This window comes from Imperialibacter sp. (assembly GCF_048007035.1).
Classification (GTDB): Bacteria; Bacteroidota; Bacteroidia; order Cytophagales; family Cyclobacteriaceae; genus Imperialibacter.
In genome coordinates, this window is the sequence record NZ_CP180355.1 from 2259109 (window position 1) to 2278681 (window position 19573).

A 19573-nucleotide genomic window follows, 5' to 3' on the forward strand; every position below is an offset into this window, starting at 1 on the left:
ACGGGCAGACTTATCCACGGGGTTTCCATTCGGAGCTATTTTCTATTCTATTGAAAACCAACATTTTGCATTGATCCTGATAATCTATTGTGGATAACTCCCGTTAATTGTGGATATCTGTGGTGTTAAGATCCACATCGCCTCGTTGACAAAAACATTACTGACGTATAATTCGTAAATTGTAGTATGCTACGCTCAGTACTTTTGATATTTTTTCTTTTCGGTGCCGGTGCTACCATGGCGCAAGATGTAGAGGTAATAAAGTATCCACAGTTGGGGGCTATTATCAATACCAAAGAGGATGGTATCAAAGTCATTAACTTTTGGGCTACCTGGTGTAAACCTTGCGTAGAAGAAATCGGCTATTTTGAAGCTGCTAACAGCCAATTCAGAGACAAAGGGGTTTCTGTTATTCTGGTCAGCTTCGACTTCGGCAAGGATGTTGAAAAGAAAGTGCAAAAGTTCGTTGATAAAAATGACCTTCACTCAAGAGTGCTGTTGCTAGACGAAACCGACTATAATTCGTTCATAGATAAAGTCTCTCCTTCGTGGTCGGGGGCCATTCCGGCGACCCTCATTGTGAACTCAAAAACCGGCAAAAAACAGTTCTATGAAAAGACCTTTAAAGAAGGGGAACTGTCTGAGGTTATTGAAGCTTTTATAAACTAAACCCTACTTACTATGAAAAAGACAATCAGTTTGCTAGTGTTGCTGGCCATCGTTCAGGTCAGTGCCGCACCTTTTGATGGGGGATACGAGGTAGGAGATATAGCCAGGGACTTTCAGCTTAAAAATGTAGATGGCGCCTCAATAAGCCTGTCGGACTACAAAGAGGCCAAAGGTTTTATTGTGGTTTTTACTTGTAACACCTGCCCCTATGCCAAGCTGTATGAGCAAAGGATCATTGCACTCGACAAAAAATACAAGGGTGATGGGTATCCGGTCATTGCCATTCAACCCAACGACGGCTCGCTGTCGCCCGGCGATTCGTTTGAAGCGATGCAGGCCAATAGCAAAAAGAAAGGGTTTAGCTTCCCTTACCTGCTCGATGAAACCCAGGAAATAGCCCGTGCTTACGGTGCTGCCCGAACGCCTCATGTTTTTTTGCTGAACAAGGAAAGTGGCAAGCTCAGGGTCGCTTATATCGGCGCCATTGACAACAACCACCAGGACTCGAATAAGGCCGACAAAAAGTATGTGGAAGATGCCGTAGATGCGCTGATTGCCGCCAAGAAGGTTCCGGTAACGCTTACCAAAGCCATTGGCTGTACAATTAAATGGAGCGGCACCTGACGATAATAAAAAAGGCTGGGATCGCCAGCCTTTCTTATGTTCTCTAGTGAAGCTTGTAAATAATTGGCAGCACCATCCTTACTTTGACGGGCCGCCCGCCCTGCCTGCCAGGCTTCCACGCAGGTGCTTTGGAAAGCACCCTCAGCGACTCGCTGTCGAAGTCTTCGCTGATGCCCTTAATCACCTTTAAGTCCGTCAGATTGCCCTGCTCATCTACAATGAACTGCACATAGACCTTGCCCTGAATATCGTTTCGAATGCCGCTTTTTGGGTACCTGATGTTCTTACCAAGGAATGCCATGAAGTCAGCCATGCCTCCTACCGGATCGGGCATTACCTCGGCATAGTCTACAAACTCCGGGGCAACCTCTTCAACCACAGGCTCCATAAACGAACTCAGGTCAGGCAAGTCTTCCACTAGCTCAATGTCTATAACTTTGGCGACCTCCTCCACTACAACTTCATCAGGAACGGGTGTAACAATAGGTTGGACTTTTGGCTTCGGAGGTTCAGGTATATCCGTAGCAATTACCTCATCAAGCAAGGGTATCGGGTTATCAACATCTTCATAGGTAATCGGCGGCTCATACGCCGTGCGCCACTCAAAAGCCGTGACTACCAGCGCCAGGGCTACCATAAATCCGATGGACAAGTGGAGGCCGTAACGGCGCTGTACATCTGCCCGGGGGTTTTTCTTTGCTTCCATTTTTGTAGTGTTTAAAGTTTACGGTTATCGAAATAGAAAAAAGAGTGCTACGCTTACTGCCACCAGAAATAGCAAGTAGAATAATCTGGTCATCACCTGTTTGAGCCGTTCCTTCTTGTACCGACGGCTCAGCTGGTCAAAGTTTTTGTACCTCGACGTCCGCTTTTCGTGAAAAGCTCCCCTCCGTATCCGTATATCGTACTTCTTCATTGCCCCGACACCTTTTCTTTTAACTTTTGCAACGCCCTGTAATACCTCATCTTCACTGTGCTCTCATTCTTTTCAAGGATGAAAGCGATCTCATAAAATGCCTTCCCTTCAAAAAACTTGAGTTCCAGAATGGCCACTTCGTCCTCATCGAGCAGGTCGATAAGGCTGATCACTTTTTCAGCCTCCATTTTCACTTCTACCTCGTTCTGCAGAATCTCTCTCAGGTTCGTCTCATCAATGCTGATCACCATCCGCTTCTTTGTTCGCTGATAGTGGGCCAGCACCTCGTTTCTTGCTATTTTCATCAGGTAGGCCTGATAGGGCACACCATTGTACTGAAACCTTTTTATCGCCAGCATGGCCTTGAGAAACACTTCGGAAACAAGGTCGGCTGCCAATTCATCGTCGTCCGTTTTGCGCAACACAAACCGGAAAATCGAGTCGTATTGTTGGTTGTAAATCTTGCCGAAATGGTCAATATTTTTCTTCGAAAGAAGGAGGAGCTCTTCTTCGTTGTAGTCCGATCGTGCGTTTTCTATGTGAGTCTCCTCTTTCAAAAGAACCAACTTTCCTATTAAAATCAGGAGATCGGCAGAAAAGTCACAATAGAAGCAGAAAAAGTTTTAATTGGGGTCTAATTATACTGCAGGTAGTGCTCCCATTTGTCGATTACAGAAGTGAAGTCCTCCGGCAGTTCGGACTCAAATTGCACAAACTCTTTGGTGGCAGGGTGTATGAACCCCAGCGACTTGGCATGAAGGGCCTGCCTGGGTATCAGCTTGAAGCAATTGTCCACAAATTGTTTGTACTTGGTGAAAATGGTGCCTTTCACTACCCTGTCACCTCCATAGGTAGCATCGTTGAATATCGGGTGCCCGATGTACTTCATGTGCGCCCTGATCTGGTGAGTGCGTCCCGTTTCCAGGTTGCACTTGATCAACGCTACATACCTCAAATCCTTCAGCATCTCATAATGCGTGACAGCATTTCTGCCGAAGTCACCATCGGGGAAGGCTGTAGTAACCCGGCGGTCCTTCAGGCTTCTTCCGAGAAAGACATCAACAGTACCTTTTTCCTGCTCAGGCACACCCCACACCAGGGCATAGTATGTGCGTTCGATGGAGTGGTCGAAAAACTGTTTGGCCAGCGAGTTCATGGCAAGCTCTGTTTTGGCAATTACCAGCAGCCCGCTGGTGTCTTTATCGATCCTATGTACTAACCCAGGTCGGCCTTCATTGCCTTTCATTTCAGGCAACTGCTGAAAATGGTAGGTAAGGGCATTTACAAGCGTGCCCGACCAGTTATTAAAAGCCGGATGAACCACCATGCCAGCGGGCTTATTAACCACAAGCAGGTGCTCATCTTCATAAACAATATTAAGCGGAATGTTTTCGGGCACCACCTCAGTGTCTCTGGGCGGTTCAGGCAATGAAACCGTGATCACGTCGTCCGGGTGAATCTTATAGTTTGGCTTTACAGCCTTTTCATTTACCTGAACAAACTCATCCCGAATGGCATCTTGTACCCTGTTGCGGGTAGTATTGGGAAGCCTGTCAGTCAAGAACTTATCTATTCGCACAGGGCTCTGCTTTTTATCCACCACAATCCGGTGGTGTTCAAAAAGCTCGCCTTCTTCTTCGTCCAAAAAATCTTCTCCCAAATCAATTTCTTCGCTCATGGTGCAAAAATACACAGAAGTTCTGCCAATTTTGAATCAATGATTTATCCAGCAGCGCAGCCTGTTCCCGAGATTGAAATTAAGGCTCCTTTTATTGAAAAGGCTGGCGTGAGACTTATTGTACGAAGAGAAGACTTAAACCATCCTCACATTTCGGGAAATAAGTACTGGAAACTAAAATATAACCTCCTGGAAGCCGGCAAGCTCGGCCACCACACAGTGCTGACCTTTGGCGGGGGGTTCTCTAACCACATTGCCGCTACTGCCGCTGCTTGCAAGGCAGTTGGGCTGAAGTCGATTGGTGTCATCAGAGGCGAGGATGCCGACCTGAACAATCCTACCCTGGCACAAGCGGTCAAAAATGGAATGGTCATACACCGGATATCAAGAGCCAAATACAAAGAGAAGGAATTGCCGTCATTTGCCGATGAAATGAGTACGCTATTCGGTGATTTCTTTCTCATTCCCGAGGGTGGCACCAACAACCTGGCCATTCAAGGCGCCTCAGAGATGGTCAGCCGAATAGATACTCCCTTTGACTATCTGGCTTTACCGGTGGGAACGGGTGGCACGATGGCCGGATGCATAGACTGCCTCAGGGGACGGGGGCAAATACTTGGCTTTTCAGCGCTAAAAGGCAACTTTCTTACGGAAGAAATAGTAGCGCTGCAACAGCAATACAGCCTGAGCGCTTTTGGCAATTGGAACATGATAAACCATTACCATTTTGGTGGATATGGAAAGGTCAAAGATGATTTGATTGTGTTTATGAAGGTCTTCGAAGACCAATATGCCATCCCTTTAGAGCCCGTCTACACTGGGAAAATGATGTTTGGCCTGCTTGAGATGATTAAAAATGCTTACTTTCGTAATGGCTCTGTCATTTATACAATTCATACCGGCGGGCTACAAGGCAGGGCCGGTTTTAGGAGAATACTTGCGTAAAGGAACAACATGCGTTTCTGCGTGACGACTTCTTCATGTTATTATTTTTTTTATACTATCGACCTTAATGACTTTTTTGGAGAAAAGTCCGTTCCCCTGGCTAACGAAAGGGGCTTTGGCCATTCTGATTTCTGGCTGCGGGATAAATGACCTGGAATTTGGCAACCTGGATATCCCCGACTACGAGCCAACGCTCGCTGTTCCGTTGGGCGTGTCGAGGTACACCATGCGGGAGCTGGTAGGCGACCTTCAGGACAATGCGTTGACCATTGAAGAAGGTGAGGATTTGTTCATGACCATCGTGTATATGGACACCTCCTACAATGACGAACGGGAAGCTTTTCTCTATTTCCCCCCTATTAATAAAAGTGATATCGTCTTTCCCTTCGTGTCTTCGTCCCCTGCCGGAGAGACCGAGGTGATCGAATTTGAAAAGGTGATCACCTTCTCTTTCGATGCCTTTTTTGGTGAGCAGGTTGATTCTATTTTTTTTAACAGCGGAAATCTGGCACTGGAAATTAACTCCCGCTTCCGGAGTGACGTCATTCTGGAGTTTGGCTTTCCTTCTATGTTTGAGACAGCCGACAATTCATCGGTTAGCATTTCGGATACTTTAAGCTTTGGCACAACAGTGCCGGTCACATCGATCAAAAGAATGCCGCTGGGAGGCAAAAAGTTTCTTTTCCGAAGGCGGGAAGAGGCCAACGATTTTGATGTTATCATCAAAGGAAAAGTGGTTGTGAAGCCTGGTCAGTCCGTCGATTTTTCAGATTTCTTTCGTTTTTCAATTGACTTTCAGGAAGCAACTTATTCTCATGTACATGGCTATTTCGACCGGAAAGAGGGCCTCCTGCAGGACAGAACGATAGAGCTAAAGTTTTTCGAAACATTTGGGGACTACGGGCTCGACTTCAAAGATCCCAAAATCATTCTCAAAGTTGATAACTCATTTGGGTTTCCATCGGGCCTCTTGATGAACAACCTTTCCGCAAGTAATAATGACAGCACTTCAGTTGCGCTTACCGGAACAATAACCGAGTCGCTGCAATTTGTGAACTACCCAAAGCTCGATTCCATCGGAAAAACCAGCCACTCAGAGTTTGTCATCAACGCACAAAACTCAAACATCAGGGAGCTTTTTGGCATCACCCCCGTCAAATTCAACTTGCCTTTGACGGTCATCTCCAATCCCGATGTTTTTGAAAAAGACTACCTCAATTTCATGACAGACAGCAGCAGGTTCAGGACCATCACTGTGGTGGAATTACCCTTCGAAGTCAGGATGCAGGAGTTCACCACCAACCTTAAGTTTGGAACAGACGAAATCGACCTGAAAAATCTTCAGGAAGCAGCTTTGAGGTTTTACACCGAAAACGAAATGCCCTTTGAAGGGCGACTCGCTGTCAACTTTGCTGACGAAAATGACACCATCCTTTTCACCGTGCCAGAAGAGCTGGTGCTAACAGCCCCGCAAGTTGACGCATCGGGGCGCACACTCGAATCAAAAAAGCTGCTATCAGAAATTGAGTTGGGAACAGAGGGCACCGAAGCCTTAAAGAGCGCTGACCACCTCAATGTGGCCATTATAATCAATACGTTTAATGCCGCCGACGAAGAGTACGTTAAGCTGTATGCCGACTACAAACTTGACATCAATATTTCTGTTTTGGGCCGCTTGAAAATAAAAACCCAATGAGGCGCTGGCTGACAACCCTATCGATTATTATTTGCTGCTTCGCAACTGTGAAGGGGCAAAATGGGCTGGGACTATACACGCTGGGTGATGCTGTACCCCAAAACAGCCGGTTGAACCCTGCCAATGAAATAAAAGGCAAGCTGGTGTTGGGCTTGCCGGTCATTTCCGAAATGGGACTGCATGTTAACAACAGATTCGGTTACAACCAGGCGTTCACCAAACTGGAAAATGACTCTGTGAAACTGGACGTTGACAAGGTGGTCTCTCACCTAAAAAAGAGGAATGCTCTGCTATTTGAAACTAGTATCCCCCTGCTCTATGTGGGCATCAAGCCGGAAAAGTCTTCTTTTGGCTACAGCTTCTTTGTCAACGAACGAATTAATGTGCGGGGCCAGTATACCAAAAATCTGATAAAGGCAGCCTGGGAAGGCACCAACTCGCTTGTAGGCCAGCCGCTCGATATAGGCAAGTCGGCGTTCAGCGCTTCCTACTTCAGAGAGTATGGTGTTGGCGTGAATACTTCCCTGATGAATGATGACCTGAAAATTGGTGCCAGAGTAAAGCTGATCCAGGGGATATACAATGTGAAAACACTATGGGGGATGGACGCCAGAGTGGATATTGAGCCGGAAACCTACAGCTATGGTTTTCTATTCAAAAGGGCTGGCTTAAATGCCGCTGGAGTAAGTGAAGATCCCTCCGTTGCCTACCTGCTTTCGAACCCAAACAAGGGGGCGGCTATCGACCTCGGTGCCACCTGGACTCATCAAAACCTATTCAGCCTGTCGGCCTCCATCACCGACCTCGGCTATGTCCGCTGGAAGGAGTTTAGCCAGAATTTCATTCTTAGCGACACCTCATTTGCTTTTCAGGGTGTCAATTTCACGGCTGATGGTGATATAGAAAGCACTATTGACTCACTAAAGAATGCCTTTACACCAAAGGAAACGGCCAACCCATATTCGGCGATGTTGAGCGCCAAATCAATAGTAAGCGGATCGCTGCTGCTTGGCCCTGTGGATAGAGTTACCGTTACGATGATGAATCAACTTCTCGTAGGCAAAATAAAATCGGCCTTCGCCGTGTCTTATGTCAAACAGCTAACCCCAGGTATTGTGGCATCGGGCAGCGTGGTGAAGCTTCCGCAGCAATGGCCCCGGCCAGGGCTCGCTTTGTCGATGGCTGGCGGCCCTGTTCAGTATTATATCGGTTCAGACAATCTGATCGGGTTTGCCAATGTAGGTAACATGAACACACTGGACTTTAAAATGGGGGTTAACCTTATTATCGGAAGTGGCAAAGCGAAGAATGAAACTGATTTACCGCCGGCACACAGGTCCAAGCCAAAGTTTTCAAGCAACGATGAAGGAGTGGACTACCCCACCGACCCAAGACTGAAAAAGCCTACTGTGATCCGCAAAAAGGATATTTATACCATCATCACCAAAAAGAAGCAGCCAAAATCCTGGAAGAACTGGTTCAAGAAGAAGGAGGATAACTAACGCCTAGCTCCTGTTGATCCCTCTGAGTCGGCCCAGCACTCCCTGGTAGGCAGCAGGCTGGTCGAACACATCATCGTCGCTTACCTTTTTCACACTCTCCACGGTGTAGTAAGCCTGGGGATTGTATTTTTTGATGATGTTGATGTAGGTTGGTAGCTCGTCTCTCTTTACAACGGTAAAAAGCACATTGACCTTGCCATCGTTGCTTTCCGCATCGAGGTTAGAGTAGCGGTAGCCCTTCTCTTTCAGGAAGGCTGTGAGCTGCTCAGCCGGATTTTGGGTGATTACCCTCACTACCACCCTGCCCAGCGCAAGCTTTTCTTCGATCACCATGCCCAGGAAGGTACCCGTGGCAAAACCTCCTGCATAGGCAAAATATGAATAGAAGGCGTCGATATTGGTGATGATTTGACGGATGGCCAGCAACCAGATAAAGGCTTCAAAAAAACCCAGAAGTGGTGCGAGTAGCTTCTTACCATGCATCACAAAGATAATCCGCACGGTGTTAATGGACACGTCGCACACTCTGGCGAGAAATATCAGCGCAGGGATCACCACGTAGGTGAACACCGACTCACTGATACCCAAACCTTCGAAAAATTCTTTCATTGCCTGTTTTAGTTAGCCAAACAAATCGGAAATCACCTCGTGGATTCTTCCAAACTGTCTGACGGCTATTTTAAACTTCTTTCCCTCTATTGCCCGTTGCGCAAACTTAGAAACATAAATGGCTTCAAAGCCCAGCTTTTCGGCTTCCATGATCCTCCCATCAATTCTGTTCACTGCTCTGATCTCACCACCCAAACCGACTTCTGCAGCAAAGCATACTTTTGAGGACACAGGGATTTCTTCCAGAGAAGAAATCATTGCCATGCAGATGGCCAAATCCGCTGCCGGATCATCCAGCTTCAAGCCTCCGGCAACATTCAGGAAAACGTCTTGCGTCCCAAGCCTGAAGCCTCCTCTCTTCTCGAGCACCGCCAGCAGCATGCTTAACCTCTTGTTGTCGAAACCGGTAGATGTTCTTTGCGGATTGCCGTAGGTGGCCGGGCTTACCAAACTCTGTATTTCAATAAGCAAAGGGCGGTTACCTTCCAGTGTAGCGGCAATTGCCACGCCACTCACATCCCCATCTTTTTGCGAAATAAGGATTTCGGATGGGTTTTTTACCTCTCTGAGGCCTTCTCCCTGCATTTCGTAAATGCCAAGCTCGGAGGCTGCGCCGAAGCGGTTTTTCGTTGTGCGCAAAATGCGGTAAACCAGATGCCTGTCCCCTTCGAACTGTAGCACCGTGTCAACCATGTGCTCCAACACTTTTGGGCCGGCAATAGCGCCCTCTTTGTTAATGTGGCCAATGAGAAACACGGGGGTGTTGGTTTCTTTGGCGAACTTCATCAGTTCTGCTGTGCATTCCCTTATCTGAGAAATACTGCCAGCCGCTGATTCTACCTTATCGGAGTAAAGCGTTTGGATGGAATCGATGACCAAAAGCTGGGGTTCCAGCTCTTCTATTTGTCTGAACACATTGGCAATGCCTACCTCAGACAGCACAAAACAATTGTTGTTTTTGATGCCAATTCGCTCCGCCCGCATTTTGATCTGCTGCTCACTTTCCTCGCCCGAAACGTACAGCACCTTTAGGTTGGGTAGCTGTAGCGCAATTTGCAGCAGCAGCGTCGACTTGCCGATGCCCGGTTCTCCGCCAATCAGCACCAGGCTTCCCGGAACAATGCCTCCTCCCAGCACCCTGTTGAGCTCTTCATCAGCAGTTTTGATCCGCTGCATGGCCACGGACTCCACCTGATCAATCGCCTGAGGCTTAGAGGCACGGGCAGGGCCGCTGGCTTTTTTCCACGATGGAGACGAAGCATGCTCCTTTTCTATTACCTCTTCAACGTAGGTGTTCCACTCCCCGCAAGAGGGGCATTTACCAGTCCACTTCGGTGATTGCGCACCACAATTCTGACAAAAAAAAGCTGATTTTACTTTGGCCACGATGGGCCAAAATTAGAATAAAAATAAGAGAAGACTTACTTACTGAATACTTTTCGGTAAATGGGTTTGCGGTAGAGGAATTGCAAGTAGAGAATTGGGTAAAGTAGCCAATTGGTAAGCAACGCAGGCGTGGTAAATTCGATATCATCGGTGATGCTTGTCCCTCCTGCCTCGTTGGCTTCATTGAGGTGGTGGTGCTTCCAGCTTTTCAGAAAAAAGGGCAGCCGCACACCTTCGTCGACAAAAGAAAACACAGTCTCATTTGTGAGATCATGCGTGACGAGGCTTTCCCAGGTTAGTTTAAAAAAGACAAAGTTCAGCTCAAGCCCGACCTTATCTCCTTTTTTGCAACCATCAAAGCGGCGGAGCTTCACAGGCGGGAAAGGCGGATTTAGCTTTAAAAAAAGCTTGTCGGTAAATCCCGCTCTTACTGTCTGCAAATCAGCTTTTACCAGGGTCCTGATTCTTATTTTCATTTTTATTGAAAAAAACTGCCTGCTTAGTAAATCAAAAAGAGAGACGATTTGTTTTAGAAATAATGGCAACGAACTCTTTAGATACATTCCAAATTGATGAGCGGCCATTGTAAGAGTTTATCAAATTATACATTTGCATTGTGAAAAGTCTGCTTTCATTGGCTTTTGTCGGGTACTTCATCATCGGAAGCATCCTGCCCCGTTCCAATTTCAAAGAATTGGAGAAGGTGCCCTCTATGATTGCGCACTTTGAGCACCACAAGAAGGTGTTTGATAAGGATCTTACTTTTCCTGAATTCCTCGTGCTCCATTTCAGCCTCAGTTCTGACCACAACGAGCCTTCACACGAAACAGAGCTGCCTTTACATAATGGTGTGGTGGCATCTTTTTTCTTTACTATACCTCAGGCACCCGATTTACAAGCTTCGGTGCAGGAATATGCGGTAAAACACTTTAAGCCTTTTTCTATCAATTACCAGTTTCAGTACGCCTCGAACTGGTTCCAGCCTCCCCAAAGCGCCTGATAATCTTATTGGTTATCTGATTTCTCATGCCCTTACAGGGCGCTTTAAATCTATTTATAAATGGTCGATTCAATCATTCGATTCAGCATACGCAATAAGCTGATCGTTGTGCTGTTTTCATTAGCCATTATAGGCGTTGGCCTGTTTTCGCTAAGTCAAATTCCCCTCGGGGCCGTGCCTGACATCACAAACAATCAGGTGCAGGTAATTACGGTTTCGAGAAACCTCGCCACCCAGGACGTGGAACAATTCATTACCTACCCGGTAGAGCTGGAAATGGCCAATCTTCCGGGTGTGCTGGAAATCCGCTCGATTTCCAAGTTTGGGCTTTCTGTCGTTACCATTGTGTTCGACGAAGACCTTGGCACCTACTTACCTCGTCAGCTTATTGCGGAAAAAATCAAGAAAGCCCAGGAGTCCATCCCGGCGGGGTTCGGCACGCCGGAAATGGGCCCTATTACTACCGGCCTTGGCGAAATTTACCAGTATATCCTGGATGTGAAACCGGGTTATGAAGGCAAATATTCCACCACAGAACTTCGCACAATTCAGGACTGGATCGTCAAACGCTATTTGTCGGGGATACCGGGCGTGGTGGAAGTAAATACCTGGGGTGGCTTTCTCAAGCAATACGAAGTCGCCGTGGATCCAACGTTGTTGAATGCTACAGGCGTTACGATCACAGAAGTGTTTGATGCGCTCGAAGCCAGCAATGACGTGACTGGAGGTGCCTATATAGAAAAAGCCTCCCAGAGCTACTTCATCAGGGGTGAGGGTCAGATCAAGTCGCTGGAGGAGCTTGGCAATGTGGTGATTGGCAACCGGGATGGCATTCCCATCCTGATCAGGCAGGTAGGGGAAGTCAGGTTTGGTACCGCCGTTCGCTTTGGTGCCATTACCGCCAACGGCCAGGGAGAAAAGGTCATGGGCCAGGTGATGATGCTCAAGGGTGCCAACAGCAGCCAGGTGATCAGCGCCGTAAAAGACAGGGTGCACGAAGTCCAGGATTTGCTTCCGGAGGGCGTTTATATTAACCCATTTCTTGAGCGAACTGAGCTCATTGACAAAACGACTGCAACCGTTGCTGAAAACCTTATTCTCGGTGCGCTGATTGTCATTTTTGTGCTCGTCCTTTTGCTGGGTAACTTCCGCTCCGGAATGATCGTAGCGTCCGTTATTCCGCTGAGCCTTTTGTTCGGCATTACGCTGATGAACTACTTCGGGGTATCGGCCAACCTCATGAGCCTTGGTGCCATCGACTTCGGTATTATTATCGACGGCGCAGTGATTATTGTGGAATATACTGTGCTTCAAATAACCTCCCGCTCAACCAGCCTCGTTGCGCTCGACAACGCAGAAAAAACTGCCGAAACAAATGAAATCACTGCTAACAGTGCTTCAACGATGATGAGGTCCGCCATTTTCGGGCAAATTATTATTCTCATCGTTTTCATCCCTATTCTTTCGCTGTCAGGCATTGAAGGAAAAATGTTCAAACCTATGGCATTGTCGTTCAGCTTTGCTCTCATAGGTGCCATGATCCTTTGTTTGACCTATGTGCCTGCCATGTCGGCCTTCTTTCTGAAGCCGAAAAAGGCGAAAGTCAAAGAAGGAGGCGTCTCCAATAGCATCATCAACGCCGTGCAGCGTGTGTACACGCCAACAATATCATTCGCTTTGCGCTTCAAGGCTTTGGTTATCGGGATAGCCGCAGCCATGCTGATTGTCAGCATCGTTTTGTTCATGAGGCTGGGTGGCGAATTCATCCCGACACTGGATGAAGGCGACTACGTGGTGCAGCCCATCCTTAAGCCGGGCACCTCTTTGTCCGAAACTGTCGACATCAGCACTAAGCTCGAAAGAATCCTGCTGCAGAACTTCCCGGAAGTCAGCCAGGTGATTACCAGAATAGGTGCCGCCGAAGTCCCTACAGACCCTATGTCGATGGAAATGACGGATGTAATTATCCGATTGAAGCCCAAGTCAGAGTGGGTTTCCGCAGCATCGAAAGATGAGCTTGCAGACAAAATGAAGGCTGCCATGCTGGTGCTGCCGGGTATCGGTTTTGAATTCACTCAGCCCATCGAAATGCGGTTCAATGAGCTGATTACAGGTGTAAGGGCTGATGTGGCCATTAAAATCTTTGGCGAGAACCTGGACACACTCTTCAACCTGGGAAACAGAATAAAGACCCTGGTTCAAAATGTGGAAGGTGCTGCTGACGTAAGCGTGGAGCAAATTGCCGGACTGCCGCAAATGTCGGTGCGGTACGACCGAAACAAGCTGGCCTCTTATGGACTCATGGTAAAAGACGTGAACAGGGTGATCAGGATGGCCTTTGCCGGGGAGGCCGCCGGGGTTGTTTTCGAAGGCGAGAAGCGCTTCGACCTGGTGGTGAGAACGGGCGTGAAGAACAGAAAAGACATGCAGGATTTGAGTAATCTGTTTGTAGCCCTTCCTGGTGGTGGGCAGGTTCCTTTGCGGGAAGTGGCCAGCATCACCTACGAAGCAGGGCCAGCGCAGATTTCCAGGGATGATACCCGCAGAAGGATTGTCGTCAGCATCAATGTGAGAAACAGAGACATGGAATCACTAGTGGAAGAAATGCAGCTCATCATTAGCCAGGGTGTGGACCTACCTGCCGGGTATCATATTACCTACGGTGGTCAGTTTGAGAACTTGCAAAATGCCAAGGAAAGGCTGATGGTGGCTGTTCCGGTGGCCCTGCTCCTTATATTCATTATGCTCTATTTTACCTTTGGGGCGGTCAGCGAAGCTTTGCTTGTCTTTTCAGCCATTCCACTGGCAGCCATTGGGGGCGTCATTGCCCTGGCCGTTCGGGACATGCCATTCAGTATCTCCGCCGGGGTTGGGTTTATTGCCTTGTTTGGCATCGCTGTATTGAATGGTATCGTGCTCATTGAGTTTTTCAATGAACTGAAACACAAAGGAGTCGATGATATCCGGGAGCGAGTGATGACGGGCACGAAAATGAGGCTGCGACCTGTTTTACTCACCGCCTCTGCGGCGGCTCTTGGCTTCTTTCCCATGGCGTTCTCCGGTTCGGCCGGAGCAGAGGTGCAGCGGCCGCTGGCTACGGTAGTGATCGGCGGACTTGTATCAGCTACCTTTCTTACGCTGGTGGTGCTTCCGGTACTTTATACGCTATTGGAAACTGGCTTTTTTAAGTGGCCGGTTAAAAAAGCCACGATGCTGTTGCTGTTGGTGAGCAGTAGCCTTGCGATCAACGCTCAAAATGCTCCATCTACGTTGACGCTGGACAAAGCCATTGAGATGGCGCTGGAAAACAACAAGGGGATCAACGCCGCCCAAACAACCTTACAAGGTGTGAAAAAGCTGGAGAAGACTGCTTTTGATCCTGGCCCCACCCATATCTACTACGGCTACGACCAAAACAATATAGCGCCAAACGGATTTCCGTTGAGGGTGCTCGGCGTGCAGCAGCAAATCGCCTGGCCTGGTCTCTATACGGCCTCCAAAAAGGCCCTGGTTAACCAAACTGACATTGCTGCCTCCCAGGTTGATATCGCCAAACGGCAGCTCAGCAAAGATGTTGCTATTCTCTATCTTGGTATGGCCCAGTCGAAGGAGAAGCTGGAGCATTGGGAGGTGCTGGATAGCTTGTACGCTGCCATGAACCAGGTGGTGATACGGCGGGCAGAGGTGGGTGACGCCACCAAACTTGAGCTTATACAGTCTAAGTCGAAAGCCAGCGAAGTGCATGCAGCGCTGGCACAATCGCAATTGGAAGTGGCACATTACCGGGAACGGCTCAGAGGCATCCTGCAAAGTGAAGATTCTATCGTGCTCCCCTCCAGGGCTCTTAGCCACACCGATGTTTTGGCAAAAAACACCTCTATTGAGGCTTCCCAGGACGATCCAAAATATCAGGAGTTGGTAAAAAAAGAAGCCAGCAGCCTTTCACTCAAAAAAGTAGAAGAATCAAGGTTGGCGCCTACCTTTCAGGCCCAGTATTTCAAAGGCTTTGGGCAGGGGGAAAACGCTGCCAATTTTGATGGCTACCAGTTTGGGATTGGCATTCCATTGCTGGGGCTGTCACAAGTGAGGCGAGTGCAGGCCAGTAAGCTGTATGCGGAAGCCGCAGGTGAGCAGCTAGACAACTACGAGCGGCGAAGAGAGGCCGAATGGGCGGGCTTGCAAGCTAACAGGCTGAAGTTTGAGGAAATGGTTGCCTATTACCAAACTGAGGGGCTGAAAATGGCCGAAGAGCTCATATCAGTGGCCAACAGGTCATACACCGCAGGAGAAATAGACTTATACCAATTGTTGTTGAATTTCGAAACTGCCAGACAAATCAGGCTAAGCTATATCGACCAACTGCATCAGCTTAAGCTGGCGGAGGTCAACATTGCATTCTTTTTAATTGATTAATCCAGACACATGAAATAGCCATAAGGAATACCCCACCCAACGGAATGGATAATCTGTCAACAGACTAAGATCTATTCCGTAATGGTAAAGGCTATTCCATCTGGCCGCTAAAAATTAAATTTTATACAGATGAAATAGCCATAAGGAGAGCCATACCCAACGGAAATGAATAAGTGGATCGAAAAGCTAAATATTCAATCTCCAGTGGTAAAAGCTATTCCATGTGGCCGCTGAAAAACAAATTATATACACATGAAAACTTATCAAATATATATTTTAGGTCTTGCACTTCTGGCTGCTCTCCAGGGCTGCACCAACCAGGCAGAGCCGCTTGCTGAGAGTCAGCAAGCCCAAAAAACTGCTGATGGCCTGACACTGTCGGCTCAGCAGATTGCAAAAATCGGTCTCCAGTCCAAAACAATAGAGCAGCGAACGATCACAACCTCTGTGTCCGCAAATGGCTTGCTGGATGTTCCAACGCAACACATGGCTTCTGTTACCACGTTTTTGGGTAGCTATGTAAAATCAGCCGACAAACACATCGGTGAAAAGGTAAAGAAAGGAGAAGTGCTGGCCGTTATGGAGGGGCCAGCATTCGTTGACCTGCAACAGCAGTATCTTGAGCACAGGAGCCAACTGGCGGTGCTAAAGTCCGAGTTTGAAAGACAAAGCAACCTGGCGGCTGACTCTATTACCTCAAAGAAGAATCTGCAACTCGCCCAGGCGGTGTATGAGCAAACGGCCTCCTCAGTTGAAGCATTGCAACAGAAGCTCGGCTTTCTGCATCTAAACATGGCCACGCTTGACAAAGGGACTATTGCCAGGTCCTTCACCATCCGGGCGCCGATGGATGGCTACCTGACGGAAGTATCCGCAAAAATCGGGAGCTACATAACGCCCGGGCAATCCCTTATGGAAATAGTGGACCTCACCCACATACATGCCGAGCTCAGCGTTTATGAATCGGAGGCAATGAATGTAAAAGAGGGACAAAAAATGGAAATCATGCTTCCGTCGATGCCTGGCAAGGTGCTGGAAGCTGACATCTACCTGATCGACAAGGCCTTCGACGACAACACCAGGGCGGTAAAAGTGCATGGCCATTTCGAAGAGGAGAATATCCCTTTCATCATGGGCATGTATGTGGAAGGGAAAATTATAACTGGTGAGGCCACCGGCTATGCAGTGCCCGCCATTGCAGCTGTATTTGCTGACAACAACAGGTACGTGTTCCTGGAAAAAGCCTCAGGTGATGGCACTGCATTTATGGCTATCGACGTTACCGAAGCGGCGGAAATGGATGGGTGGATTTTACTTCCAAAAGGTAAAACCCCAAGTGGCTTTGACAAGGTAGTGACCAAGGGAGCAGGCTACCTGCTTTCACAGTGGATGATGGGTGAGTAAACAGTCACTTTCAATATTTTTCTCTGAGTCAATACATATTATTTCATGGCTCAGAGAAAAAATATTTTAGATTTTATTTCTTTAAATCAGGAAGTTTATAATTAGAGAAAATACTCTCCTCCGCCATTAGCTTTTCTATCTCGTCGGGAGTGCGTGGCGCACGGGTGCTGAGCAGCTCGTACCCGTCTTTCGTGATCAAAATATCGTCTTCAATTCGCACTGCAATCCCCCACCATTTTTTGTCGCAGGGACTACCCTCCGGAATGTAGATGCCAGGCTCGACAGTCAGCACCATATTCTCCTTGAACTCCTGGTAGTTTCCTCTGTCGTGCACATCCAGGCCAATGTGATGCGACACCCCGTGAGGAAAGTAATTGTGTGGTGCATCAACCGACTCAATAATGCCCAGCTCCACAAGTCCCTGGTTGACCACTTGCCTGCAGACAAGGGTGTTGTCTGATATCCTATTACCCGGTTTCGACCTTGCAAAAGCGGCTTCCTGGGCCTTCAAAACCAATTCGTAGATAGCCCTCTGCTCTTTGGTAAATTTACCACTGGCCGGAATCGTGCGGGTAATGTCGGCTGTGTAGCCCCGGTACTGCGCCCCAAGATCCATCAGCACCAAATCGCTCTTGATGTCCATCTTGTTGTTGCTAATATAGTGAAGTGTGCAGCCATTGTTGCCGGCCCCGACAATCGACGGATAACCCAGGTCTTCGGCGCCATATTTCTTGAAAACGAACTCGTGAATGCCCTGCACCTCCGATTCCGACATGCCGGGCCGCATAGCTTTGTACACTTCTGCCTGCGCCACGCAACTTACGTCGACAGCCATGCGGAGAAGTGCTATCTCTTCAGCTGACTTTACCTCCCTAAGATCCGTCAGGTATTTCTCCAGAGAGGAGCCGTCCAACTTCGTTTCCGGCTCGGGCAACTTTTCAATCATCAGCTTCCGTTGTTCGGGAGACTTCGCCTCCAAAACAGCCTTGATTTCCTCATTGGAGGCAAAATCAGGGAAACTGTTCACCAACTGTCTCAAAATCTGAGCCGCTTGTGGGTTCTTCAGGAACTCCTCCGACTTGACATAGTCATACATTTTGTACTTGTCGGCATTGAAATCTACGGGATAGTCAACCTTGTTTTTGAACTGTAGCAGGAGGCTGTAGAGATCGGCTTCGTCGCCAGGTGCATCCCTCACATCGGAGGGCAAATTGAGGAACATGATCTTATCAAACACGGAGAAGTCCATGTTGAAATTTTTGAACTCGGTGGCGTCGTAGGCCGCCTCAAAGCCAAGCTCCTTCTTAGCTCCCTCCACACCTAATCTGGCGCCGTTGTACATCTCCTTTCGGGCCTGCCTTTGCTGTGTAAATAGCACTTCTGAGAATATATTTCCCCGACTATCTTTTTGTTTTTCTTTGAATATAAGTACTAGTGAGTGTGGTTCCTGGTAGCCAGTTAAATAATAAAAATCAGGATCCTGATGGTAAACATACTCCACATCATTGGCCCGATTTCGAACGGGATTGGCAAACATAACGGCCACTGAATTCGGTGGCATCTTTTCACGCAGCGCCTGCCGGCGTTCTTTGTGAAAATCCTTGCCGAGGTAGTCGGTGGGGTATTGGGCCAGCAGCTGGACTGAGAAAATGGCCAGAAAGAAAAACAGGTACATCGAAAGTTTTTTCATGGAGTCAAATTATATGAGAAATCACAAAGTAAGCAGCCGATTGATGCGGTGAAATGAATATTTGAGGAAGAGTAGGAAATGGCCGGGGAATTATTGCTATTCTTTTAGCAGCCGGCGAAGTAGAAATTACTGCCAGACAAGCGGGAAATTCCAATTACCTGGCCGCAGAGGATGTAAGCCATACGCTGGTAGTGACGCCAGCTGTAACAGGTGTTGGTGACGACTTAGCTGATAAAGTACAGGTGTACCCGAATCCAGCGCAGAGCTATATTGAGGTTGAGCTGCCTGACAATATCACCAAGGCTAGCTATCGCCTTACGCAAATAAGTGGCCAAGTAGTGAAATATGGCGACTTGCAACTGAACCCGGCCAAAACGAAGATCATCGTCGAAGACATTGGCCCCGGCGTATACCTGCTCAACATCAGCAGCGAGCGCTACGCTGAAGTCTTCAGAGTAATTAAAAACTAAAACCACACAACAACATGATTGAATAAAAAAGGGCTAGGGAACTGGCCTATTTTTATCCGGAAAACCTCTTCATTCGAATATCTATCAATCATCCCAACCAATGCATCAGTTCCCCTTTCAATTCCGGCCCATCATTAACTAGTTGTGTGACTAAAGAAGAGTATTATTTCCAAACCATTTCTTGTTGAGGTGAAAACAAATATTTATCATGCGTAGCTAATGAAATGAGTATTCTGAGCTAACACCTCTTATTTTTGCACTAATTAAGGCATGATGGCTAATTTTGGCGTTTAGTTATTGATTCATTTTTGCGCTGAGCTATTTGAGTTGATGAGAATTCCTTCGGCAATTCACCCTGGCGATGGCAAAAAAGTGTAAGCTTTATTCGAAATAGGTGTTAATGATATTGGTGAGCAAAGTTGAAACGCTCCCAGGACCCACCCTAACGAGGTGGAGGGAAACACTTATTTTTCAACCATTTCCATGTTTTGTCCAGCAGGGTAAAGCCGTTGACCTACTCCATGCCGGGGCAGCCGAAGAGCGGAATTTACCTTCATTGATAGTGCGGATC

General features: G+C 47.8%; 17 protein-coding genes. 9 read left to right on the plus strand and 8 right to left on the minus strand.

Annotation, left to right across the window (positions count from 1 at the left end):
- Window positions 1-186: 186 nt before the first annotated feature.
- Together ACMVP2_RS09955 and ACMVP2_RS09960 are read left to right on the plus strand one after the other, a co-directional pair.
- Window positions 187-669 carry a TlpA disulfide reductase family protein gene (locus ACMVP2_RS09955; protein ID WP_416867588.1) on the plus strand — a complete coding sequence of 161 codons (483 nt, stop codon included), beginning with the start codon at window positions 187-189 and terminating at the stop codon, window positions 667-669.
- Between the two features lie 12 nt (window positions 670-681).
- On the plus strand, window positions 682-1293 hold the full coding sequence (locus ACMVP2_RS09960; protein ID WP_339785558.1) for a thioredoxin family protein: 612 nt from the start codon (window positions 682-684) through the stop codon (window positions 1291-1293).
- Between the two features lie 43 nt (window positions 1294-1336).
- Here ACMVP2_RS09960 and ACMVP2_RS09965 read toward each other — a convergent pair whose 3' ends face one another.
- From ACMVP2_RS09965 to ACMVP2_RS09980, 4 genes are all read right to left on the minus strand, one after another.
- The gene (locus ACMVP2_RS09965; RefSeq protein WP_416867589.1) at window positions 1337-1999 is read right to left on the minus strand and encodes an energy transducer TonB; all 663 of its coding nucleotides are present in this window, start codon (window positions 1997-1999) and stop codon (window positions 1337-1339) included.
- A 24-nt stretch (window positions 2000-2023) separates the two neighbouring features.
- Window positions 2024-2209, minus strand: a complete 186-nt coding sequence (locus ACMVP2_RS09970) for a hypothetical protein (protein WP_416867590.1) — start codon at window positions 2207-2209, stop codon at window positions 2024-2026.
- Window positions 2206-2766 carry a sigma-70 family RNA polymerase sigma factor gene (locus tag ACMVP2_RS09975; RefSeq protein ID WP_339785569.1) on the minus strand — a complete coding sequence of 187 codons (561 nt, stop codon included), beginning with the start codon at window positions 2764-2766 and terminating at the stop codon, window positions 2206-2208. The genes ACMVP2_RS09970 and ACMVP2_RS09975 overlap by 4 nt, the downstream gene beginning before the upstream one ends.
- Window positions 2767-2843: 77 nt before the next feature.
- Window positions 2844-3887, minus strand: a complete 1044-nt coding sequence (locus tag ACMVP2_RS09980) for an RluA family pseudouridine synthase (protein WP_416867591.1) — start codon at window positions 3885-3887, stop codon at window positions 2844-2846.
- 39 nt (window positions 3888-3926) lie between these two features.
- On the opposite strand from ACMVP2_RS09980, the gene ACMVP2_RS09985 reads away from it, so the two are divergent.
- From ACMVP2_RS09985 to ACMVP2_RS09995, 3 genes are all read left to right on the plus strand, one after another.
- Window positions 3927-4832, plus strand: coding sequence for a 1-aminocyclopropane-1-carboxylate deaminase/D-cysteine desulfhydrase (locus tag ACMVP2_RS09985; RefSeq protein WP_416867592.1), 906 nt, complete (start codon window positions 3927-3929; stop codon window positions 4830-4832).
- Between the two features lie 67 nt (window positions 4833-4899).
- On the plus strand, window positions 4900-6528 hold the full coding sequence (locus ACMVP2_RS09990) for a hypothetical protein (RefSeq protein ID WP_339785575.1): 1629 nt from the start codon (window positions 4900-4902) through the stop codon (window positions 6526-6528).
- Window positions 6525-8030: a DUF5723 family protein gene (locus tag ACMVP2_RS09995; protein ID WP_416867593.1), complete on the plus strand. Its 1506-nt coding sequence runs from the start codon at window positions 6525-6527 to the stop codon at window positions 8028-8030. Before ACMVP2_RS09990 ends, ACMVP2_RS09995 begins: the two co-directional genes overlap by 4 nt.
- A gap of 3 nt (window positions 8031-8033) precedes the next feature.
- Here ACMVP2_RS09995 and ACMVP2_RS10000 read toward each other — a convergent pair whose 3' ends face one another.
- Genes ACMVP2_RS10000 through ACMVP2_RS10010 form a run of 3 tightly spaced genes read right to left on the minus strand, consistent with a single transcriptional unit; the run spans window position 8034 to window position 10501 of the window.
- On the minus strand, window positions 8034-8639 hold the full coding sequence (locus tag ACMVP2_RS10000; protein WP_152001585.1) for a DUF2179 domain-containing protein: 606 nt from the start codon (window positions 8637-8639) through the stop codon (window positions 8034-8036).
- Between the two features lie 12 nt (window positions 8640-8651).
- Window positions 8652-10025, minus strand: a complete 1374-nt coding sequence (radA, locus tag ACMVP2_RS10005; RefSeq protein WP_339785581.1) for a DNA repair protein RadA — start codon at window positions 10023-10025, stop codon at window positions 8652-8654.
- A gap of 35 nt (window positions 10026-10060) precedes the next feature.
- The gene (locus ACMVP2_RS10010) at window positions 10061-10501 is read right to left on the minus strand and encodes an SRPBCC family protein (RefSeq protein WP_416867594.1); all 441 of its coding nucleotides are present in this window, start codon (window positions 10499-10501) and stop codon (window positions 10061-10063) included.
- A gap of 140 nt (window positions 10502-10641) precedes the next feature.
- Here ACMVP2_RS10010 and ACMVP2_RS10015 point away from each other — a divergent pair, with 140 nt between their 5' ends.
- The 3 genes from ACMVP2_RS10015 (at window position 10642) to ACMVP2_RS10025 (ending at window position 16842) form a co-directional block, all read left to right on the plus strand.
- On the plus strand, window positions 10642-11025 hold the full coding sequence (locus ACMVP2_RS10015) for a hypothetical protein (protein WP_339785586.1): 384 nt from the start codon (window positions 10642-10644) through the stop codon (window positions 11023-11025).
- A 60-nt stretch (window positions 11026-11085) separates the two neighbouring features.
- Window positions 11086-15438: a CusA/CzcA family heavy metal efflux RND transporter gene (locus ACMVP2_RS10020; protein ID WP_416867595.1), complete on the plus strand. Its 4353-nt coding sequence runs from the start codon at window positions 11086-11088 to the stop codon at window positions 15436-15438.
- A gap of 252 nt (window positions 15439-15690) precedes the next feature.
- Window positions 15691-16842 carry an efflux RND transporter periplasmic adaptor subunit gene (locus ACMVP2_RS10025; protein WP_416867596.1) on the plus strand — a complete coding sequence of 384 codons (1152 nt, stop codon included), beginning with the start codon at window positions 15691-15693 and terminating at the stop codon, window positions 16840-16842.
- A gap of 73 nt (window positions 16843-16915) precedes the next feature.
- Here ACMVP2_RS10025 and ACMVP2_RS10030 read toward each other — a convergent pair whose 3' ends face one another.
- Entirely contained in the window at window positions 16916-18532 is a 1617-nt protein-coding gene (locus ACMVP2_RS10030; protein WP_416867597.1) for an aminopeptidase P N-terminal domain-containing protein, read from the minus strand.
- 191 nt (window positions 18533-18723) lie between these two features.
- Here ACMVP2_RS10030 and ACMVP2_RS10035 point away from each other — a divergent pair, with 191 nt between their 5' ends.
- Entirely contained in the window at window positions 18724-19002 is a 279-nt protein-coding gene (locus ACMVP2_RS10035; RefSeq protein ID WP_416867598.1) for a T9SS type A sorting domain-containing protein, read from the plus strand.
- Window positions 19003-19573: the final 571 nt, after the last annotated feature.